At 39.9% G+C, this 22,006-nt stretch carries 14 protein-coding genes and 1 pseudogene; 6 read left to right on the plus strand and 9 right to left on the minus strand.

Translation table 11 applies throughout. The annotated features are described in order from the left end of the window. Positions 1–33: 33 nt before the first annotated feature. Together KZC02_RS32075 and KZC02_RS32080 are read right to left on the minus strand one after the other, a co-directional pair. The gene (locus KZC02_RS32075; RefSeq protein ID WP_229253732.1) at positions 34–909 is read right to left on the minus strand and encodes a VRR-NUC domain-containing protein; all 876 of its coding nucleotides are present in this window, start codon (positions 907–909) and stop codon (positions 34–36) included. Then, positions 816–1,661, minus strand: coding sequence for a hypothetical protein (locus tag KZC02_RS32080; protein WP_229253733.1), 846 nt, complete (start codon positions 1,659–1,661; stop codon positions 816–818). The genes KZC02_RS32075 and KZC02_RS32080 overlap by 94 nt, the downstream gene beginning before the upstream one ends. 394 nt (positions 1,662–2,055) lie before the next feature. Here KZC02_RS32080 and KZC02_RS22430 point away from each other — a divergent pair, with 394 nt between their 5' ends. Further along, entirely contained in the window at positions 2,056–3,246 is a 1,191-nt protein-coding gene (locus KZC02_RS22430) for a phosphoglycerate kinase (RefSeq protein WP_221390728.1), read from the plus strand. 223 nt (positions 3,247–3,469) lie between these two features. Here KZC02_RS22430 and KZC02_RS22435 read toward each other — a convergent pair whose 3' ends face one another. Both KZC02_RS22435 and KZC02_RS22440 read right to left on the minus strand, forming a co-directional pair. Beyond that, complete coding sequence (locus KZC02_RS22435) at positions 3,470–5,923, minus strand: TonB-dependent receptor domain-containing protein (RefSeq protein ID WP_221390729.1); 2,454 nt, start codon at positions 5,921–5,923, stop codon at positions 3,470–3,472. A 415-nt stretch (positions 5,924–6,338) separates the two neighbouring features. After that, positions 6,339–6,611 carry a helix-turn-helix domain-containing protein gene (locus KZC02_RS22440; protein WP_221390730.1) on the minus strand — a complete coding sequence of 91 codons (273 nt, stop codon included), beginning with the start codon at positions 6,609–6,611 and terminating at the stop codon, positions 6,339–6,341. A 192-nt stretch (positions 6,612–6,803) separates the two neighbouring features. On the opposite strand from KZC02_RS22440, the pseudogene KZC02_RS22445 reads away from it, so the two are divergent. Beyond that, positions 6,804–8,268, plus strand: a pseudogene (locus KZC02_RS22445) (nicotinate phosphoribosyltransferase). A 65-nt stretch (positions 8,269–8,333) separates the two neighbouring features. Further along, positions 8,334–8,573 (plus strand): DUF3820 family protein, encoded by a 240-nt coding sequence (locus KZC02_RS22450; protein ID WP_221390731.1) that lies wholly within the window; start codon positions 8,334–8,336, stop codon positions 8,571–8,573. A gap of 64 nt (positions 8,574–8,637) precedes the next feature. Here the strand turns inward: KZC02_RS22450 and KZC02_RS22455 are convergent, their stop codons facing one another. Together KZC02_RS22455 and KZC02_RS22460 are read right to left on the minus strand one after the other, a co-directional pair. Next, a complete protein-coding gene (locus tag KZC02_RS22455; protein ID WP_221390732.1) occupies positions 8,638–11,445 on the minus strand; it encodes a pitrilysin family protein in 2,808 nt (935 codons plus the stop codon). Between the two features lie 135 nt (positions 11,446–11,580). Then, complete coding sequence (locus tag KZC02_RS22460) at positions 11,581–12,303, minus strand: lipocalin family protein (RefSeq protein WP_221390733.1); 723 nt, start codon at positions 12,301–12,303, stop codon at positions 11,581–11,583. Positions 12,304–12,450: 147 nt separating this feature from the next. On the opposite strand from KZC02_RS22460, the gene KZC02_RS22465 reads away from it, so the two are divergent. After that, complete coding sequence (locus KZC02_RS22465; RefSeq protein WP_310590350.1) at positions 12,451–12,789, plus strand: type II toxin-antitoxin system RelE/ParE family toxin; 339 nt, start codon at positions 12,451–12,453, stop codon at positions 12,787–12,789. A 10-nt stretch (positions 12,790–12,799) separates the two neighbouring features. Continuing rightward, the gene (locus KZC02_RS22470; protein WP_221390734.1) at positions 12,800–13,132 is read left to right on the plus strand and encodes a HigA family addiction module antitoxin; all 333 of its coding nucleotides are present in this window, start codon (positions 12,800–12,802) and stop codon (positions 13,130–13,132) included. A gap of 19 nt (positions 13,133–13,151) precedes the next feature. Here KZC02_RS22470 and KZC02_RS22475 read toward each other — a convergent pair whose 3' ends face one another. Together KZC02_RS22475 and dinB are read right to left on the minus strand one after the other, a co-directional pair. Then, positions 13,152–16,115 (minus strand): DNA polymerase III subunit alpha, encoded by a 2,964-nt coding sequence (locus KZC02_RS22475; RefSeq protein ID WP_221390735.1) that lies wholly within the window; start codon positions 16,113–16,115, stop codon positions 13,152–13,154. Positions 16,116–16,205: 90 nt separating this feature from the next. Next, a complete protein-coding gene (gene dinB, locus KZC02_RS22480) occupies positions 16,206–17,435 on the minus strand; it encodes a DNA polymerase IV (RefSeq protein ID WP_221390736.1) in 1,230 nt (409 codons plus the stop codon). 229 nt (positions 17,436–17,664) lie between these two features. Here dinB and KZC02_RS22485 point away from each other — a divergent pair, with 229 nt between their 5' ends. Continuing rightward, positions 17,665–18,426 carry a LexA family transcriptional regulator gene (locus KZC02_RS22485; RefSeq protein ID WP_221390737.1) on the plus strand — a complete coding sequence of 254 codons (762 nt, stop codon included), beginning with the start codon at positions 17,665–17,667 and terminating at the stop codon, positions 18,424–18,426. Positions 18,427–18,527: 101 nt separating this feature from the next. On the opposite strand, the gene KZC02_RS22490 is transcribed toward KZC02_RS22485, so the two are convergent. After that, positions 18,528–21,527: a TonB-dependent receptor gene (locus KZC02_RS22490; RefSeq protein ID WP_221390738.1), complete on the minus strand. Its 3,000-nt coding sequence runs from the start codon at positions 21,525–21,527 to the stop codon at positions 18,528–18,530. Positions 21,528–22,006: the final 479 nt, after the last annotated feature.

Below are 22,006 nucleotides of genomic sequence, written 5' to 3' on the forward strand. Positions count from 1 at the left end.
ATACTGAAAAATGACCAAGTCTGGTTTGAAAACTCAATTTACAGCCAAATTTGAAGTTTCCGCTTCTTTTATCCACCTCACGCGTACAATCCTGCTCTGGATACCGTGTTCCAAAAAGAAATGCTGCCAGTGTAATTGCCGTGACGATAAATGATCCGTTGGTGATTTGATTTCTATAAAAGCATATTCTGTTTCATTCCAAACCATCAGATCCGGAAAACCACGCGTATTTTCCCGCAGATTGTATGCAATTTCCAAAAGCACCGCATGTATCTGCTCAGGTGTAAGCCAGGAAATAAGGGTCAGGACTTTTTCCAAAGAACCTTCATACCAAGATACAAGCACGTTTGTGAGTCCTAGTTTTTCATGATACGTTTTCTTTACTATTTCTTCAATAGCTTCCCTTGTGTCAGCTGTTTTCATTCTTTCCAGTAATTGTTCAGAGCGTTTCAAATAAAAATCTGGAAGGAAAAAATCACTCGGAACACGCTGCAACGGATTATGAATGGCTTTTACGTTCATGTCATAAATAATATCCCAAAACAGCAAGCCAAACAACGAACGCCAGGGTTCATTTTCACTGAAAACGGCTTCAAAACCCTGTTCCCGGTAATAATGAATGGCACCCAGCTCGACCTGGTAACGGTACATGATCGGAATATCAATGGCTCCGGCCGATTTCAGTGCCTGCGTCGTACGTTTGACAATCCTTTTCTTTTTATTATTGATCTTTTCATAAAAATCTTCACTGAAGTAACGCTCATCAGCATTTTGCGGATTTTCTGCAATTTCCTCGCAAAGTGCCAGCGCTTCATCTATTTCACCGAGATTGTACAGCAGCCGGACACGCCTTTCACGTGCAGGTGCATTATTGGTAAGCTGATAGATACTAAGTGCCTGCGAAAGCATTTTTTTCTTTCAAGCCATGCGCTCACTCTCAGTATGAACTGGTTATAAGACGGAAGTGCCTTCGGACTTAAATTCCCGGCCACACCAACCTGCCAGTTCATAAACCAGTCAAAAATTTCCTCTGGTGGAAACTCCTGTTTCATGATATCAAAAGTTTCTTTCATGAGCGAAACCATCAGGGTATCGTCTACATCTTTCCGGGTTTCGAATTGTATGGACAAATGCTGCTCATCAAACGACTGAAAACGTACATGCCCCAGATCACGGATCACAAATTCAGTCATGTCTGCATACCTGTTCCCAAAAAACAGAAATTTCATGATCATCACTTCACCTTCATACGTGACTTTGATGACTGGTTCACTTTGACCGATTACTTCGCATAATGTTTTGAAATCGTATTCATAAATCAGCCAGCGGACCAGATCAGGCTTTTTAATGCTTTTCGCCGGCATTACGTCCGGTTTCAGGATTTTTGTGAATTCCAGATGCTGCTCTTTGGTGAAAAGATTCATGACTTCTTCGAGCCGGTCCTGGTGATCGTCACAAAGTGTTTCTATGAATTTTTTATCAAATAATTCTTCCAGTACTGCCGGTATATCAATGATTTCAGAATAGGACAAACTGTTAACACGAAAAAACGATTTGCTGCGATTGCTGAAACGAATAAAAAGACACTGTGCATCTTCCGAAAGTGCATTATACTGGTTCAGGAAATTGATTTCATTTTCATTTAATACAGGCTCGTACATTCTACGAACGAAATTCAGTACATAGCCGAAGTAATCGTGGTAGTATTTTGGGGGAAGATCCTGCGGAAACTCTATATTTTGCACGGTTTTTAAAACAAATATTAATAATATTCTTAACGTAAAATTAAGATAGTTAAACACAGAATAAAGCAACGTTTTTCTGTCTGTGTAAAATCTTGGTCGTTTTGCTTACCTGACGCCTTCTGAACATAACAAGGAATAGTTACCTAAGTTTCAGGAATATCAGTCAATATTAATGTTTTATTGTTTTTGGAAAAATATTAAGTATAAATAGGATTAAAATAATCCAACATGCGCCTTTTTTATACTAACATAGTATTTTATAAAGAATTGACTTACATTTGTTTTCAATGGAAAACAATTTTACATGCCCATGACAACATTAGATTCTTACAATTTTTCTGGCAAAAAAGCTCTTGTCCGCGTTGATTTCAACGTGCCGCTAAATGACAAATTTGAGATCACGGATGATACAAGAATCCGCGCTACTATCCCTACAATCACCAGGATTCTGAATGAAGGCGGATCAGTTATTCTGATGTCTCATTTGGGACGTCCGAAAGATGGCCCGACGGAAAAATATTCATTAAAGCATCTGGTAAATCCATTGTCCCTGATTTTGGGTAAAACAGTGAAATTTGCTGACGATTGTATTGGAGAAAGCGCTACTGAACTGGCAGCCGCTTTGCAGCCTGGTGAAGTTTTGCTTCTGGAAAACCTTCGTTTTTATAAAGAAGAAGAAAAAGGAAATGAGGAGTTTGCTGAAAAATTATCTAAACTCGGAGATGTTTGGGTAATGGATGCTTTTGGAACTGCACACCGTGCACATGCTTCAACAGCTGTAATTGGCAAGTTTTTCAAAGATAAAGTTTGCGGTTATGTGATGCAGGCTGAGCTTGAAAATGCTGAAAGACTTCTTGAGCATTCAGAACGTCCTTTCACTGCGATTATGGGCGGAGCAAAAATATCTGATAAAATATTGATTATTGAAAAGCTGATTGACAAAGTTGATAACCTGATTATCGGCGGAGGAATGTCATATACTTTTTCAAAAGCAACTGGCGGAAATATTGGTAAATCGCTATTGGAAGCAGACAAACAAGAGCTTACACTTGAACTGGTAAAGAAAGCGAAAGAGAAAGGTGTTAACTTGATTTTGCCGGTTGATACTGTTATTGCTGACGGATTCAGCAACGATGCGGCCCGCGAAGTTGTGCCGGCAGGACAGATTCCTGACGATTGGCAGGGTTTGGATATCGGGCCTGAATCAATTAAGATTTTTGCTGATATTATTGCCAAATCGAAAACGGTACTTTGGAATGGCCCGATGGGCGTTTTCGAATTCCCGAATTTTGCTCAGGGAACCAATGCGATCGCTGAGTCGGTAGTATCTGCAACTGAGGAAAATGATGCGTTCTCATTGATTGGCGGTGGTGATTCTGCTTCTGCTATCAACAATTCAGGATACGGAGACCGCGTAAGTTATGTTTCCACAGGTGGTGGTGCATTACTTGAATACATGGAAGGTAAAGTTTTGCCGGGCGTTGCTGCTTTGGAAGCTTAGATTTTAATTAGCGGTTTTTAGAGTAATCGGCCGGAGGCCTTAAAATAAGAATCCCGAACGTGACGTTCGAGCCATCAGAGAATCCCGAACGTGATGTTCGAGCCATCAGAGGTTGGCGCCATCAGAAAACAAGAAAACCATCCTGCAAGCGCGGGATGGTTTTTCTGTATAACAAACCTAACTAATTTATGAATAGAGCTCTCGAGAAAGCTGAAATTCCTTATCAACTGCCGCCACTTGCACGTTTTTGAAGATCATCCGATCCTGTGTTACGCTGGCGTGCCCCTTTTACATTCTGATTACCAAAGCTATACGTGAACGTTAGCCTGAACTGCCGGCTCGGCCATTCTGAACGAACTGAAAAATCAATATCCTTATATTGGGCACGTGCATTGAAACGGTTTGTCCAAAATATGTCGTTGACATTCAGGCGTATTGTTCCTTTTTTATTCATGATATTCTTTTGAATTCCGGCGTTTACCATACCCATTGGTTTTGCTGCATACAATCCATAAAATGCCCGGCTGTTGTACCATCCCGAAATTTCCGCCGACCAGCCTTTTGGTAAGGTAAACTGGTTGTTTCCGTACATGTTCCAGGAAATCTGCTGGATTTTTAACTGTTGTTCCAGATAATAAGAGTTGTAATAATTGTATACGCCCGTAAAGTTGCTCTGGAATGTCCACCATTTTGTGATCGGAATGGGTGCCGAAATCGTGAGGCTGATATTATCCTGATGATCTAGGTTGTCGGATGTTACAAACGTTTTATTTTCGGAAGCAATCTGTTGCGGCAGCTCGTTGGCGATCATATCTTTGATCCGGCTGTAAGCCAAAGTAGTGTTCAGGAAATTTTTATAGACGTGTACCAACTGAAATGAATTGGTATACTGTGGTTTCAGGTTCGGATTCCCACGTTGGAATGTGTATGGATCAAGGTAGAATTCGAACGGATTCAGCGACTGGTAATTGGGCCGGTCGATGCGGCGGCTGTACGAAAGATTCAGTACGTTATTCGTGTCCAGCTGATTGGAGAGGAAAACACTTGGGAAAAGGTTTACATAATTCCGGTCGCGTTTCTGGTTCAAGGTAACCGAGTTCCCAATGGAATGTGTGTGCTCGCCGCGTAAACCCAGCTGGTATTTGATTTTCTTAGAAATGCTTCCGCTGTAATTAAGATAAGCCGCATTTACGTTTTCAGTATATTTAAACTGGTTGGAACGCGTCGGATCAAGTACCCAGTCATCTGCTTTCGTTTCAAAAACCATATTATTGTCGGAAGTAACATAACTGGTTTTTAATCCGGTTTCAAACTTGCCTTTCCATAATGGCTGTGTATAATCCAGCTTGGAAACACCAATATTGATTGCCGAAGGCATATTATTCCGTACCTGTTCAGGGCTGCCATCCTGCTCACCGGCAGCATTGGAGTACTGCGTGTTCAGGTTACTGTTTTTCTTTCCGGAGTAATTCACATAATCGACATCGAACGTCAGTTCTTTTCCTTTGTCGTCAAACTGATGCTTGAAGTTCAGGTTTGTACTGATATTATTCATATTGCCGCCATTAAAAACATTCGTTCTGAAAGTTCTCTGAAGGCTGAGATCTTCATTTAGTATCCGGGTATTGGTTTGTCCGAAAGGATTACTGAAATCATTATGAAATGCAGAAACCAGTATTCCAAAAGTTGATTTATCCGTGGCATTATAGTCAATTCCGGCGCGTATGTTATGATACTGGGATTTGTTGGTTCGTTCAGTCCGCTGGTCAAAATAAGTAACATTGTCTTCAAATGGTATTCTGCGATAAATGGTATTGTTGTTAAAACCTTTGTTAAAAAATGTTCCTGCACTGATAAATGTGCTGATTTTACCTGCACGGTGATTAAGCGTCGCCGTTGCGTTTTCCCTTGCATATCTGGCATAAGCAACACCCAAACTGATGTTACCATTGGTACCATAGCTTTTATTCCGCTTCATTTTGATATTAATAATCCCTGAATTCCCGGCAGCGTCATATTTTGCAGAAGGATTGGTGATCAGTTCTATCTTCTCAATATTGTCGCTGGGTGTATTGCGAAGCAGCGTAATGAGCTCCTGTTGTGAGAGGAATGTCTGTTTACCATCGATCTGAACAATTACACCAGCTTTACCACGTAGTTTCAATTGTTCGTTTTGCTGATCGACTGTAACGCCGGGGGCACGTTCAAGTACTTCGAGTGCAGTTGCACCGGCAGATACAATGCTATTCTCTACATTAATGACCGTTCGGTCGATCTGCTGTTCGATGAATGGTTTTTTGGCAACAACAGTAACTTCATTTAAGGACTGGGTATCGGTTTTTAAAGAAGTTACAGGAAGATTGACTGTGTTTTTATTAATAGAGAAAACTTTGCTGTACTCTTTCTGATAGCCAACCATGGAAACCAGCGTCAAATATTGGCCATCATGTATCTGATCAAATAAGAATTTACCATTTTCATCGGCTGCTAATCCTTTTATCAGGACAGAATCTTTGGCCTGTAATAAAAGAACATTAACAAATGGAAATGGGGCTGATTTTTCATCCAGGACTGATCCGGAGACTTTTCCGGGGGCCGGGCTTGAACTTTGTGTTTGAGCAAGCACAAAGCTAGCGCTCAGCAGCAGTGCTGCAGTTAGGTTAATAAAGAATTTCATGGCTAATAAATGAGTTATGTTTTACTGAAATTTTTAAAAATTACCTGATCAATTTTTAAGTAACTCTTTTCTTGGTTTCAGTACATTGCAAAGATAAGTACTTGGTATAGCATAGAACCTAAAATTATATGAATGGTTCTTTTCGTGTGTTGAATGGAAGTGTAGATTTTGCAACTCAAATCATAGATGCAAAGTGAAGCAGGAATGTTGCACGAAGCCAGGAAAAAAGTTTGAGTGGTTGAAAACCGGTATGAATGAAGGCTGGATTTTATCCGGGTTTTATTCTGCTTCCAGAATAAAATATGGGATAAAGAAATGATCAGAAAGGAAAGAGGAGGGTTGCAGGTTTAGTATCTGTTATAACAGAGCACTTTTACATCCTGATTATTTATAAAGGAAGGGTTTACTAAATATTTTACCTATTGTGCTTTAAATCAGTTGTATGCAACCGGATCAGATTTTCACTATTAGTAGACAAGAGGTCAACAGAATCAACTTCTAAGATTTGTGCGATCTGTATCAGGCGTTCTAATGTGATACGGGTATAAGCCAGTTCTATCTTGCTGTATGCATTCTGTGAAATGCCCAGTTTCATTGCCAGATAATCCTGCGTGTAATTTCTATACTCTCTGATCTTCCTGATATTTGTTGAAACGATTTTGATTTTAGCTTCTATTGTATGATCCATAACATTGATTAGTAGCGACTGAAGTAAATCTTAATGAGTTTTTATATACGATAAAATAGTAATCCCAAGATCACATTCGTCTCTTAAAAATTGAAAAATCTGGCTTTAGAAGTGGTTCATATCTCTTCTGTTTTAGTTAAAACCGTATTTTTTTAAGTAATTGGCAGTTCATATCTATATACGAATCAAACAATGATTAACCGCCTTTACGACACCTCACTTGGGTTATTGACCGATTTATATCAGCTTACGATGGCCTACGGCTATTGGAAATCAGGTAAAGCAGAACAGGAAGCAGTTTTTAATTTATATTTCAGGAAACATCCTTTTCAGGGTGGATTTACAATTGCATGCGGACTAAGCAGTGTAATTGATTATTTAAATGAATATCGTTTTGATGAAAAAGATCTCGAATATGTTGGTTCATTAGAGGGAAATGACGGACAAAAACTGTTTGAACCTGAATTCCTGGAATATCTGCGTACCATGGAATTGCAGTGCAGTGTAGACGCTGTGCCCGAAGGAACGGCTGTTTTCCCAAATGAACCTTTATTGAGGATACAAGGCCCGATCCTGCAATGCCAGTTACTGGAAACCCCATTGCTGAACCTGATTAATTTTCAATCGCTTATTGCTACAAAAGCTGCGAGAATGCGTCTGGTTGCAAAAGATGATGCTCTGCTCGAATTTGGATTACGACGGGCACAAGGTCCGGATGGAGGAATGACTGCGAGCCGGGCAGCTTATATAGGCGGTTTTGATGCAACATCAAATGTATTAGCCGGAAAACTTTATGGTATACCAGTCAAAGGAACACATGCGCATAGCTGGGTCATGTCGTTTGATACTGAACAGGAAGCATTTGAAACTTATGCGCAGTATATGCCAAACAATGTTACGTTGCTGGTCGATACCTACGATTCGCTGAATGGAGTAGAAAACGCCATTAAAGTGGGAAACCAGCTTCGGGAGCGTGGCTTTGACCTGGGCGGAATTCGTCTGGATTCAGGCGATCTTGCTTATCTGAGTATTGAAGCACGCAAGCTTTTGGATGAAGCGGGGTTTGAAAAAACAAATATTGTAGCCAGCAACGATCTGGATGAGTATATTATGGACAGTTTGAAGATCCAGGGCGCAAAAATCAATGTATGGGGAATTGGCACCAAACTGGTAACCGCTTATGACCAGCCTGCGTTGGGCGGTGTTTTCAAGCTTGCTGCAATCAAAAATGAAAATGGAGAATGGGATTATAAATTAAAGTTATCGGAACAGGCTATCAAAGTATCAACGCCTGGGATTCAGCAGGTACGGCGGTTTCAGGATGCAGAAGGGATTTATTTCGGACATGATCTTCAATATTGAAACTCCGCTGACCGGAAAAGCGACTATGGTAGATCCTTACGATTTTACCAAAAACAGGTCTTTTTCTGAAACGGCTTCTTACGAAGATCTGCTTGTGCCGGTCTTTGCAAATGGTAAATTAATTTATACACTTCCATCAATTCATGAAACAAGGACAAGGGTACAGGATCAGCTGCTACATTTCCACAAAGGAATAAAACGTTTTGTAAACCCGCATACCTATCCGGTAGGTTTGGAAAAAGAGCTATTTGATATAAAAACGGATCTGATTGTGAAGCTGAGAGCTGGGAAGTGAGTTGTATTAGAAAATTCCTGTTTAATCTAAAACTTTAAATTTGAAATACTTATCTCTTAAACTCAATGAAAGAAATTCCTCAACCCAATACTGAAATTCTGAAAGAGCTTATCAAATACCGTATGCCTTTTGGGAAATATAAAGACTGGCTGATTATCGACTTGCCGGTTTCATATCTGGAATGGTTTGAACGTGAAGGTTTTCCGGCAGGAAAGCTTGGGATGATGCTGAGTACTATGTATGAGATCCGCCTGAATGATCTGATGTTTTTGATTGACGGATTGAAGAAGATTTATAGGACATGATATGGAAAGAACTTTGGCTAAAGATATCTAAGAACCAGATGGCTTTAGCCAAAGTGTTTTTACTCTACTTTTTCTCAGGCATCAACACCACTTTAATGAAATTGTCATCATTAAAATATTGAATTGCTGCTGCTTTGGTACTCTCTATAGTAATAGATTTGAGCAACTTATCCTGTTGAAAAATTTCGTCCAGATTATCTCCCAGAAAGGTATTGTCATCCAGGTAATCGAGCCAGAAGCCATTGGTTTTTACAGCCGTTTCCATTTTTCGGTTAGTTTCGGCTACAAATTTTTCAATGTCTTTCGGATCAGCTCCGTTCTGTTTGATTTTGGCAATTTCCTTCTGGGCACGTTTTACCAGTTTATCGACGTTTTCGGGTGCACAGCCAAATCCGATACTGAAACGGAAATGGCCGGTTGGGAATTTGTCGGTGCTTTCTGAAACGCTTACGCCATACACGCCACTTTCTTCTTCACGTAATGACTCGATCAACTTAATCTTTAATACTTCCTGCAAGGCTTCGATCTGGATATTGTTTTCAGGATTGTAATTGTATTCTCCGCTGGAGATCAGCGATACACGGCTTTTTGGTTCTAATCCTTTATAAACTGTCTTTTCTATACGGCCTTTTGGAGGATAAATATTCGGATGTTTATAAGTATCATCACGATCAGTGGAAGGCAGTGAAGCCAGATATTTTTCCAGTAATGGCTTTATTTCATCTATTTTAAAAGCACCCACAAAAGTGAATACAAAGTCAGAAGCATCAGCAAAGCGATCTTTGTAAATAGTCACTGCACGATCCAGGCTTACTTTGTCAACACTTTCCGGTGTCAATGGCCGGCGATCCGGATTATAATTGGATAACACAGCATTCAGTGTATCCGAAAACACTTTCTCAGGAGTCAGTGTTTTCTTCATATTTTCAAGATATGCTTTCTGGTTAGTCAGGATGCCACTTACTACTTCTGCATCTTTCCTCGGCTCAGTAAAGTAAGCATAGATTAATTGCAGTGTAGTTTCCAGGTCCTTTGGATTTGTACTTCCGCCGACACCTTCGGTCAGTTCATTCAGGTACGGCCCGCCACTTACAGTTTTTCCGGCAAGAAATTTTTGAAGCTGCGTTTGATTGTAGGGTCCGACTCCTCCTGACTGGATCATATAACTTGCAAAAATACCTGTTTCACGTTCACCCGGGAATAAAGAATATCCGCCTTTTCCGGTCGCTTTCAGAAGAATCTCATCATTTTTGAAATCGGTTGGTTTCAGCATTACTTTCACTCCGTTGGACAAAACCAATTCTGTCATTCCCAACTTTTCAAAAGATTTTTCACTTACCACTGTTCCCGCCTTAGGTTCAGTTGTTAAGAGCGGAGAGTCCAGTACATCGTCAACATATGCCGTAACATCTTTACCGGAATCGGAAAGCAATGCGCGAATTTTTCCTTCGGTAGGAAGTGCATCTTTGCTCTTCTCAGGCCCCATTACAACCACTGCACGGTTTTTGTCGGTAATGTATTTTTTTGCCAAAGCATTTACTTCAGTCAGGGCTATGCCATCCAGATTTTTCTTTACAAGCTCATAATAAGCTTCTGAGCTCATAAAAGGCTCATCATGAAGGAAATTGTCCAGATATTCCTGCACATAATTAGAAGATTGCGTTTTATCTCTTTCCTTATAATCCTGTTCAACAGCATTCAGGAAATCTTTTTTTGCACGATCCATTTCGGGTTGCGTAAAACCGAATTTCTGAACCCTGGCATTTTCATCCAGAAGGGCAACCAAAGCAGTTTCTATAGATGAGGCATCCTTGGCCAGCGCAAAAGAAGTATAAGAATCCAGATTCCCCAGAAAATTACTATACTGACTGCCGCCAGACAAAAACGGAGGATTTGCTTTTTGGGTAAGCTCCTGCATACGCTGTCCTATCATAGCATTATAAAGCTCCTGCGCCATATTGTCGCGAACATCCCTCAGTGTTTTTACTTTATTTTCGGGTTGTTTGTAAATCACCTGTATGACGTTTTGCGGGTATTCAGGATCAGTTACAATGGCAACATTGGTAGACCCGTCGAGCGGAATCGTGTATTTCGTACGTTTTTTAGGTTTTACAACTATTGGAATAGAGCTGAATTTCCGGATAATCGTTGCTTCTACTTTTGCCACATCAAAATCACCCACCGCAATTACGGCCATCAAATCGGGACGATACCAGTCTTTGTAAAAAGCCTTGATTGTTTCCGGTTTGAAAGTTTTCAGAATACTGTCTTTTCCAATAGACAAACGCTCTGCATAACGCGAATTATTCAGGATCATTTTCAGGTATTTATCACGCATACGTTGCTGTGCACCACGTCCCATGCGTGATTCCTCCAATACCACACCTCTTTCTTTTTCTATTTCAGAAGGATCCAAAAGCGCTCCATGTGCCCAGTCTTCCAGAATCTGTATCCCTTTGTCGAGCAAACCTGCCGAGTCAGTTGGAATGGGTAACATATAAACTGTTTCATCAAAACCAGTATATGCATTTAAATCAGCACCAAAACGGACACCCGTTTTTTGCAAAAAGTTGACCAGTTCGTTTTTTGGGAAATTAGTTGTTCCGTTAAAACTCATGTGCTCCATAAAGTGGGCTAATCCCTGCTGATCATCGGTTTCCAGTATAGAGCCAGCCTTTACAGCGAGCCTTAATTCAGCCCGGTTTTTCGGTTCTGCATTTTTCCGGATATAATAAGTAATTCCGTTTTTTAATTTTCCTATTTTAACACCAGGATCAAGCGGAACCTTTTTTGATAAATCCTGTGCTGACACAGAGATAGTTAAACTAAATCCTAACCCGATCATACACCAGGTCAAAAATATCTTTTTCATTGTTTTTAGTTAAAGTCGATAAAATGCAAAGAAGAAAAGGCAAAGTTACAGATTTCAGTTTCAAAGAAGCTAAACAGAATATCTTATTCAATTCCACTATAATTTCCCTTTTCTTCTCCCTCCATTCCTCCCATTTCAAGGGCATTCAGTCATTTTGAAAAGCATTCCGTTCCTGAATTTCAATTTCGTTTTATCCTTAAAAATCACTGATCCGGCTTTTTCTTCTACTTCTCCAAATCCTTCTAGCCAGTCATCTCCTTTTTTTAGGAACACTACTTCACGAACCGATTCTACACCCTCGGAAACGAACGTGTAATTAGCCAGCAGCGTATCATTTTTTAGCTTTCCCTGTAATGTGCCATCGTTGCTGTCTTTTTCAAAAATGGCGTATTTCAGGTTTCCGGTTACAATGCTGTCGGCAATATTGATATGCATAAAAGCCGTATCTTTTTTGCCCATGTAAGCATAACATGCATAAGTCTGAAATTTGCTTATGAGCTTTTCAGCGCTTATTGTTTTAGTATAGGTAATTTTTTCTCCTTGCGATTTTTCCAAAACCATTGTACTGTCACTTACAGAGATAATTTTTAAGGTATCCGTAAAATTAAGATTATGTTCATTGGATATGATCTTGCCAAACAATATCAGTCTGTTGCCTTGCTTTTCCCATTTCTGGTAATCCTTATCATTCAGATTAATGGATGAAGCAGTTCCTTCGTCTTTTAATGTAAAGCCGGATTTATGCTGTGGCTGTTCATCCATTTCAGTAACCCAGCTGCCTGAAATGGAGCCAGATTCTTTATTACATGAAAAAAGGACATAAGTGAGGGCCAGTAAAAAAAGGGCGTTCTTCTTCATTCAGTCAGTTGAGTTATAGTTTGAAAAATGGCAGGAAGAAATTTCACTTCCAATATGCTATAAAAATCTGGTTAAAAACGAAAAAGCAGCCACGGAATTATTGCAGCTGCCTGATAAAGCGGTATTATTGAATTTAAGCTTGTACTAATGATTGTTACTTTATTAACAGACTTACGTCTTGCTACAAAGTACATTACATTTTACGGCGTGATTAAAAATATAAGAAGTAAAGCTTTACGTCTATATTATGAAAAAGATGACGGATCAAAACTTCCTGCATCAAATTTGTATAAAATAAAACTGATTATAGGTTTACTGGATGCTGCCAAAGAACCTGAGGACATGAATTTCCCAGGATCCGGACTACATAAACTCTCTGGTAATAAGAATGATTTCTGGTCTGTTAAGGTTTCTGGAAATTATCATATTATATTTAAATTCGAAAATGGGCATGCATATGATATAGATTATCTTGACTATCATTAATACAAAATATATGGAAAACGACATTGTAAAAAGCCCTTTGAAAAATCCTCCTCATCCTGGTGAAATACTGAAAGGATTATATCTGGAACCGCTTGAACTTTCAATTACTGATGCAGCTATCGGATTAAACGTAACACGTAAAACTTTATCACAATTGATTAACGGACATTCAAGAATAACTCCTGATATGGCGTTAAGATTGTCGGAGGCTTTTAATACAACACCTCAGTTATGGTTAAATTTACAGCAGAATTTTGATTTGCGTCAGGCAGAAAATAAAACAAGGATTTACAAGATTCAGCATTTTTGGTTAGGAAAAGATAACCAGGTACAATCGGTTTAAATATAAATTTCAGGATCCCTCACCTCAAAGCCGAATCCATTCTTATTATCTCAAAAACTTCCACGGTCAGGAAACCAAATTCCTCGGTTACGGTTCCACAGATTTTATAAACACCTTTTCCTGAAAGCTTATATTTCGCAGCTATTGGGGGGAAATGTACCGTATCTATAAACTGCCCTTCCTGATCCAGAAATGTACCGAATTGCATAGTTTCTCCTTTTGAAGTCCGGGTATTTTTAATTGTTACCAGATATCCGAATTGCACAACGTCGTGGCCAACATGCTGATGCAGATCTTTGGCCATAATACCTTTAGGTAATCCATGTTTTACGAGCTCAAAAGGACTGCATAACGGAAAACCCAGCAGTTCAATCTGATCATACGCATCGTCGACAGGCGAGGTGTGAAAAACGGGCAGTTCGAAATTTTTGACTTCTGTCTGAAATAGCTGTTTTTGCTGTACTTTATTGAGTTTTTTATTAAGCCTGAAATGAGCTTTCCATAACAGATTTTTTTTATCAAAACCTGTAAACCGTAAACCATCAATACGGATCAGAATAGTCAGTTGTTCGATAGAAATGGCTACACGGTCCAGGAAATTATTCAGTGAAGTGAATTCTCCTTCTTCCTGTCTTGCCCGTATAATTTTTTCTATGGTTTTTTCTTCAATTTCATTTAATGATTGTAATCCTAAATAAATGTCTTTTCCTTCAATGATAGCCTGTGCACAACTATGATTTACACAGGGTGCCAGTATATTTGCTCCCAGCATCCTGGCTTCGTGCACATATAATTCAGGTGCGTAGAAACCACCGCCATTATTCAAAACGGCCACCATATATTCCAGCGGATAATATGCCTTAAGAAATAGAGACTGGTAACTTTCCACGGCATAAGAAGCCGAATGCCCTTTCGCAAAAGCGAAACTGGCAAAGCTTGCAATCTGGTCCCAAACTTCCTGTATTGTTTTTTCTTCGTGGCCTTTGTTTCTGCAATTCCTGAAAAATTTTAATCTCACTTGTTCGAATTCCTCACGCCCGCGAAATTTTCCGCTCATTCCCCGACGGATCATATCAGCATCTCCCAATGATAGCCCTGCAAAAAAATGTGCAACCTTGATGACATCTTCCTGATAAACCATGATGCCATAGGTATCCTTCATTAGTTTCATTAATTCCGGATGCGCTTCCTCTCTCTTTTTAGGATTACGATGCCGTAAAATATATTCACGCATCATTCCGCTTTTTGCTACGCCCGGCCGGATAATAGAACTTGCTGCCACCAGGCCAAGGTAATCTTGTACTTCCAGCTTTTTTAACAGCATACGCATAGCAGGTGATTCAACATAAAAGCAACCTATACATTGCGCTTGTCTGATCAGTTCTTTGATTTTTGGATCTGTCTTAAATTGCTTTACATCATTTATGTCAATTTCAGGTGTCTCGGGGCGGTTATAACGAATAATTTCGAGTGTTTCTTTAATTTTAGCCAGGCCTCTCTGGCTAAGAATATCATATTTGTTAAGTCCGATATCTTCTGCAATCTGCATGTCGAACTGTGTGGTTGGAAAGCCTTTTGGTGGCAGGTCGGTAGCAGAATAATAATGAATGGGGCGTTCTGAAATCAGGATTCCGCCAGCATGTATACTCAGGTGGTTGGGCTGATTATTGTCCTGTAAATATTTCGCGTACTTAATAACAAGTGCAGATATCTGGTCCAGTTTATTCGGGTCATATTTTCCATCACTTAGTGCGTCAATTTCATGCAAAGGCAAACCAAATACTTTCCCGAGTTCACGAACTGCGGCGCTATGCTGAAATGTACTATATGTAGCCAATAAAGCTGCCTGGCCGTTTTTACCGTATCTGTCAAAAATGTATTTGGTTACATCTTCGCGGTCTTTCCAGGAAAAATCAATATCAAAATCCGGCGGGTTTTTCCGGTGCAGATTCATAAAGCGCTCGAAATACAGATCCAGTTCAACGGGATCGACGTTGGTGATATTCAGCAAATATGCTACAATGCTGTTTGCACCGCTTCCACGGCCTACATAGAAATAATCTTTATGCCGTGCATAAGTTACAATATCATGATTGATCAGAAAAAAAGGGATATAATTTTGCTGTTCGATCAGGTCAAGTTCCATGGCAATCCTGTCAAAAATCACATCATTGACCGAGTCACCATAACGGTAGCCGATCCCCTGATAACTTAACTGGCGGATGCGCTGGTAATCGTCTTCTCTGCTTTTGCCGAACATCTGTAAATTCTGATGCTTTTTGTCATTTCCAAAGTTGAAATGAATTTGGCATTCAGCCATAAGCTTTTCAGTATTTTTGCCAATTTCGTCGATATTTTTGAAATGATATTTAAGTACATTATATGGCAACAACTGCTCGGTTTCTTCGGCGGTATCAGCAATAGTTATTTTACTTAACAATGTATTGCCATCAATAGCCCGGAGCAGTCGATGTGTATTGAAATCACGTTTATGACGAAAAGTGAAAGGCTGCAAGATGACTAATTTGCCTGCGTATTTATGCAGCAAATGAAACCTGATCCGTCCCATGTCCTGTATAGAAACGCCTATATATTCATTGGGCAATAGTTTTTCTATTTTCTCGTCCGACAGATTTTTAAATGGATAAATGAATACAGCGTTTTCAAGAAGAGGAGCCTGGTCAGGAAAATCCTGATTGGTGTGTAAATGCTGAGACAGATATGCGTTTAATTCCTGAAATCCCGTGTTGTTTTTAGCCAACCCTACAAACTGCTGCTTAATCCCATTACGAAAATCAATTCCGACGATTGGCTTTATATTGTATTTAGGAGCCATCCGTACAAAATTCAGGCAGCCGGAAGTATTGTTGATGTCCGTCAGGGCAATACATCCATAGCCATTTTCGTGGCTCATTTTGAGCAATTCTTCCTCCGGGATCGTTCCGTACCGCAGGCTGAAATAAGAGTGACAGTTGAGTAGCATGTTGTTTGAGAAATTAAACTTTATACTTACTTTTCGTAATGAAGACATCCAATAATATTCATCCGGGGGAGATTTTATTGAAAGAATTTTTTACGCATTCCGATGCGCCGGAATAACAGGAGGTTCTCCGTTAAATGGATTTCCCATACTGGCAATATTCGGAATGCCCAAAGTAGTGCCCCAGCTCAAAATCTGATCTCCTTTTTTATTCATGCCATACCTGTTCCTGATATAATCCATTGCCATATACAGATTCAGTTTTTCTTCCGAATCGTCAAACATATTGATCTGATAATTGCCGCTTACCAGGTCACTGAAATTGACGCCCACCAGGCGTACCATCATCCGGCGGTTATAAAGCTGGTCAAGCAGCCATTCAATTTTCGGGATCAGAACATGGTCAGCAGAGGTATAAGGAATTTTAAGCTGTTTAGAAAAAGTATTGAAATCAGAATAACGGATCTTCACAGAAATGCAGGAAGTTAATTTATCGCCGTTCCTGAGCTGATAAGCAAGGTTTTCTGCCATTGCACGTACCATTTCCCGCATTCTTTTTACATCCCCTGTATCTTTTCCAAAAGTCCGTTCGTTGGAAATGGATTTACGCTCATGAAACGGAACAATTGGAGAATCGTCCATGCCATTAGCCCGGTTCCAGAGTGCAATGCCGTTTTTGCCCAAAACATTTCCCATCATTTCCATCGGCATATCCTGTATCGTTTTCACATATTTTATTCCCATCGTATAAAGTATCTGACTCGTTTTTTCACCCACCATCGGAATTTTTTTAATAAGCATCGGAGCCAGAAACATCTTTTCTGTTCCTGCATCAATCCGCATTTCATTGTCGGGTTTTGCTTCCCCGGTTGCTACTTTTGAAACAAGTTTGCTGGTGGAAAGCCCAAACGAAATGGGTAATCCGCTTTCACGTTTAATGCGTTGCCTGAGTTCTGATGCTATGCCGTAGCAGCTGAAAAACTTATCCATCCCCGACAAGTCAGCATAAAACTCGTCGATGCTTGCTTTCTCAAAAAGCGGAACGCGTTCTTTAATTATTTCCGTTACGACTTTTGATTCTTTGGAATAATGGCTTGCCTCGCCACGAATCACAATGGCTTCCGGGCAAAGATTTCTGGCCATTTTCATTGGCATGCCTGAATGAACTCCATAAGGCCGCGTTTCATAACTGCATGCTGCCACTACACCCCGGTCACCTACACCACCAACCAGAACGGGCCGATTATTGAGACGACTGTCAAGTTTGCGTTCAACGGATACAAAAAATGTATCCAGGTCAAGATGTAGGATGGTTCGTTCCATAATTGGTTTGGAGTTTTTACAAATTTATGGAATATTTCCAAATTAATGGATTTAATCCCAAATAATTTATGGAAATAATCCATAAAGTTGTATCTTTGATATTCTAATTTGGTTTGAAGTCTATACGCCGACACTGATTTAATGTGATCAAAATCAGTCGTTTTGCAGATAGGAATTTTGAAAAAAACGTAAGTGTCTGACCGAAATAATTTTTTCTAAAACATTTAATATGCCAATCGAAGAAGAAAGTAAACGCTTTAAACAAATACGCGAAGAACTGAATCTGACACAAGCAGCTTTTGCAGAACAGTTGGGTATTAGTATGACTACGGCGGATATTGAAAGAGGGCGTACCCGCATACCCGGACAGGTTGTGAAGGAGCTTTTGAAACAATATCAAATTAATCCGCTCTGGCTGTTTGGAGAAAGCGGGCAAAAATACCTGCGTATAGGAGAAACAGCAATGAGCCCGAAGGTAGTTACCGTGGATAACACCGGTAAAGAAAATATTGTACTGGTAAGTGCAAAAGCGGCTGCCGGTTATCCGAACAATATTGGTGATGCACAATGGTTTGAAAGTCTGCCGGCGTTTAGTATTCCTTTACCCGAATACCGTAATGCTACTTTCAGGGGATTTCAGGTCGATGGAGATAGCATGTTACCTGCGTTGCAGTCGGATGAATGGATTGTAGGAAAAGCAGTAGATGACTGGGATAATCTGCGGAGCAAAAGTATGTATGTGATTGTAACCGCAGATAGTATTCTGGTAAAAAAAATACAAAAAGATAACCAGACAACTTATATCAATCTGATATCACTCAATCCTGAATATGGGCCAATACGAATAGACCGGAGTGAAATCAGGGAACTCTGGCAGGTGAACAGTAAGCTGACTTTTGATCTGGAAGCGGGTTTCCAGAATGTAAGTTTACATAACCTGCATCAGGAAATGAAAGAACTGAAAGAAGAGGTGAGAAGAGTTATTGGTTAAGAATTATCAATTAAGGGCGGCTAAGATGCGGTTAAAATAAAAAGTCCGGACTAGTGAGAGAGCTTCTCATCAATCCGGACTTTTATTTTATTAAGTTAAGCCTAGAATTTGAAGCTTAAACGTCCATAGTAATATGCTCCCTGATAACCCATTTGGTAGTTATCATATGCAAAGCGTCCAGAATCTGTCAGATCTGCACGAGTTCTGGTAGGATAAGTATTTGTAACGTTATCTCCGCCAATTGAAAGACGTACTGCTTTGATGATCTGGTAACTTACACTCAAATCAAGAGTAGCACGGGATGCCAAAGTATAATCAGCATATGGAGAAGTGATATCGCTTGTTTCGTGGTAATTGCTGTAATAGTTTACACCACCGAAATAAACGCCACGGGCCATTGCTGAGAAAGCACCTTTTGTATAAACAATAGAAGCAATATATTTCTGGCGGGGATTGCCTCTTTCAAAGCTTCCGCGTGAGCTGCGGTTCAGATAGATATCCGACAAATACTGAGCACGCAAAGTTGGGTCAGTTGGCAGTGTATTGTTGGCACCGATATTCAAAGGGGCAGGATATACTTTGGTGAAAGCCACTTTGTTCCAGTTTGCTGCCAGAGAGAAAACCATTTGTCCTCTTGCTAAACGTGTTGTATAATTGGCAACCAGGTCAATACCTTTTGTTTCAACATCGGCTGCGTTGGTGAAAAACTGTGCAATTCCGTCTGGCGTAACAATATTGCTGAAGCTACCACCAATTACGCTTCCACCAAAACCGCCGGTTTGAATAATTTTGTCTTTAATCTTAATGTAATAGCCATCCGCTGTAACTTCAAGTCCTGGCAATAACTGTGTTGTTAATCCAAAGCTCATGTTGGTTGAGCGTTCTTGTTTCAGAGTTGGGATTCCCAGTGTTTTTGCAGCAGTACTGTTGTTGGTGAAATATCCCTGATCGAAAGGAACGCCGCCTGGTGTAAAACCTGTGGAAGTCTGTGCATAATATAATTCCTGCAAACTTGGAGCGCGGAAACCTGTGCTGATAGAACCGCGAATGGCAAACATATCAGGAATTATAGAGAAGCGGGACGCAAGTTTACCTGTCAGAACGCCGCCAAAATCGCTGTAATGCTCGTAACGTGCAGCAGCTTCTACCATGAAACGTTTTGTAATATCTACTTCAATATCAACATAACCAGCCATTACCGAACGGAAAGCATTTGTTTCCTGCTCAGGAGCAAACCCGCGGAAACACTGACAGTTTGGTGAATATCCTTTGATATCAACCCGGTCACCTTTGTATGGAAGTATCAGATCAACATAAATAGTAGAATCACGGCCATCAGGAAGAGCAATTACCTGCTCAGATTTTACATCTGCATTTACATTTTTTGTATAGTTGTAATTGTCAGAAGGCGCGCTGAATGTACCATAAGTACCTTTGGTATAAGACTCTACCTGACCTGCTTTGATCTGGTAGTTTTCTACACGCATTTCAGCTCCAAATGCTACGTTGATACTTTTTATACCTCCGTTTCCAGGGCTTTCAAATAATTTGGAAAGGCCGACATTGGTTGTATTCTGTGTGAAATTATTATCTCCCAAACGCATGGTAGTAGGAGTAGACGGTCCGTAGGAAGCGTTCATGGTATTTACCATTCCGAACCCAAACTTGCTGTTACCAAACGAGTTGCTGAAATCCAGGTCAAAAATTCCTGCTTTTCCACGAATCCCCATTGTCAGAGATCGGTCCGAGATATTTGAGGTAAGCTGAGGCAAAAATCCGTTGGGATAAAGATCGTTCAGGAAACGATCCTGCTGGCGTGGGAAACGATAATAACATCCGCTTTTCGTATTACGGTAGTTAAGCCCACCAAAAGCATAAAATTCACTTCCTTTCATTCCGCTTAACGGAATTGCCATGTTCATGAAAATGGTTCCGTTTTCAACTTTACTAAGCCCGTTTATCATTTCAAAACTTTTCTTAGTCAGTCCGCGTGCGCTTTGAAGCCCTTCGTCTGTTTTTAATGCCGCATTATCAGGACTCGCAATAGCTTCAGGATTGGTTACAATAATTTGTCCATACTCATCTTTTCTGGTATTGTTCAGATAAGAATCATCAAATACAGCTCCGCTATAACCGCCTTTTGGCACACGGCTGGTTTTACCTTGCGTGCTCAATTCGAAAGTAAGGTTGATAAAACCACCTTTATCACCAATAGCAAAACCATAGTTTCCCATGAATTGCTGAAGCTTTCCATCCGTGCCAAATTTGTCGATGTCTTTATTTTTGGACAAACCTGCGTTGGCATAAAAACCAGTGTTAAACATACCGGTAAATACACCTACACTCTTTTTTAGCTCCATGTTTACAACACCTGCAATCGCATCTGAACCGTACTGAGCCGCTGCTCCGTCACGAAGGATTTCAACACGTTCAACAGCCGCAAGAGGAATTGTGCGCATATCCACTGTCGTAGAAGGGCCGGAATTGTTGGCTACCAGAAGCAACGAAGATGAATGCCTGCGTTTTCCGTTAAGCAATACCAGTGTCTGGTTAGGAGGCTGGTTTCTAAGCTGAACTGCATCAACGTGTGAAGCCAGATCTCCTCCCGGAATTTTTAGTGAGTTAAAAGAAGGAGCTACTTGTTTGAGAAGCTGTCCCAATTCTGTCTGAGGCATATTCTCGGATATTTTTGCCACAGAAATAACATCTACAGGAGCAGGCGTATCCAATTTTGTCCTGGTAGAATTACGGGAACCAATCACGACAAGTTCGGAAAACTGCTTTACATCATTTGCCAGTACGATATTGATTTCACTTTCTGAACCTACTTCTTTTTCCTGTGAAACAAACCCAACAAAAGAGAAAATCAGAACTGTCTTTCCGCTTGGTACGGTCAGTTTGTAGGAGCCATCAGCATCAGTAATAGCGCCTACATTGGTTCCTTTGGAAATAATGCTTACGCCAGGAAGTGCGGCGCCATCTTCACCGGAAGTTATACGCCCTGAGACAGTTTTTTGGGCATACGACAAGTGCGTTAAAAAGCAGCAAAGGACTGCCAGAAGTAAAACAAATTTACTTTTCGAAAGTAATGGTCTTTTCATAGGAGTGATAATTGTAATAATTAGTAATTGAGACCTGTCTTGGTTAAGTATTAATTCATTGGTGATTGTAATTGTAGTAATTGGAATTAAAATGTTGAAAATCTGATAGGTTTTAGTTCATAGATAAAAATGTTGTTGATTTTTGAGATTTTGAAATGACCTGTTAGTCAGATTGTTGAATTTTAATTGGAATTAGGTTACTTACATATTTAATTTTAAGTTTTTTATTATTAATATGTAAATGTATTGTAATATCAATAAAGTGCAAGAGAAAATGTATTAATTTTTTATTTAGACAGAATATTATTTAAGTAATAGTTACTTGTGGTTACAAAATAAATATGATTGGAGCAATATATATTTGTTAGAAAATCATAACTGAATCTATACGCTTCAATTTAATCTATAAATAATTATATTTTTAATTTCTAAAAATATTTCGTTTTACAGAAAGAAGACTTGAAAAGAGAATATGCTTT

Origin of the sequence: Dyadobacter sp. NIV53, from assembly GCF_019711195.1 — a bacterium.
Taxonomy (GTDB): Bacteria; Bacteroidota; Bacteroidia; order Cytophagales; family Spirosomataceae; genus Dyadobacter.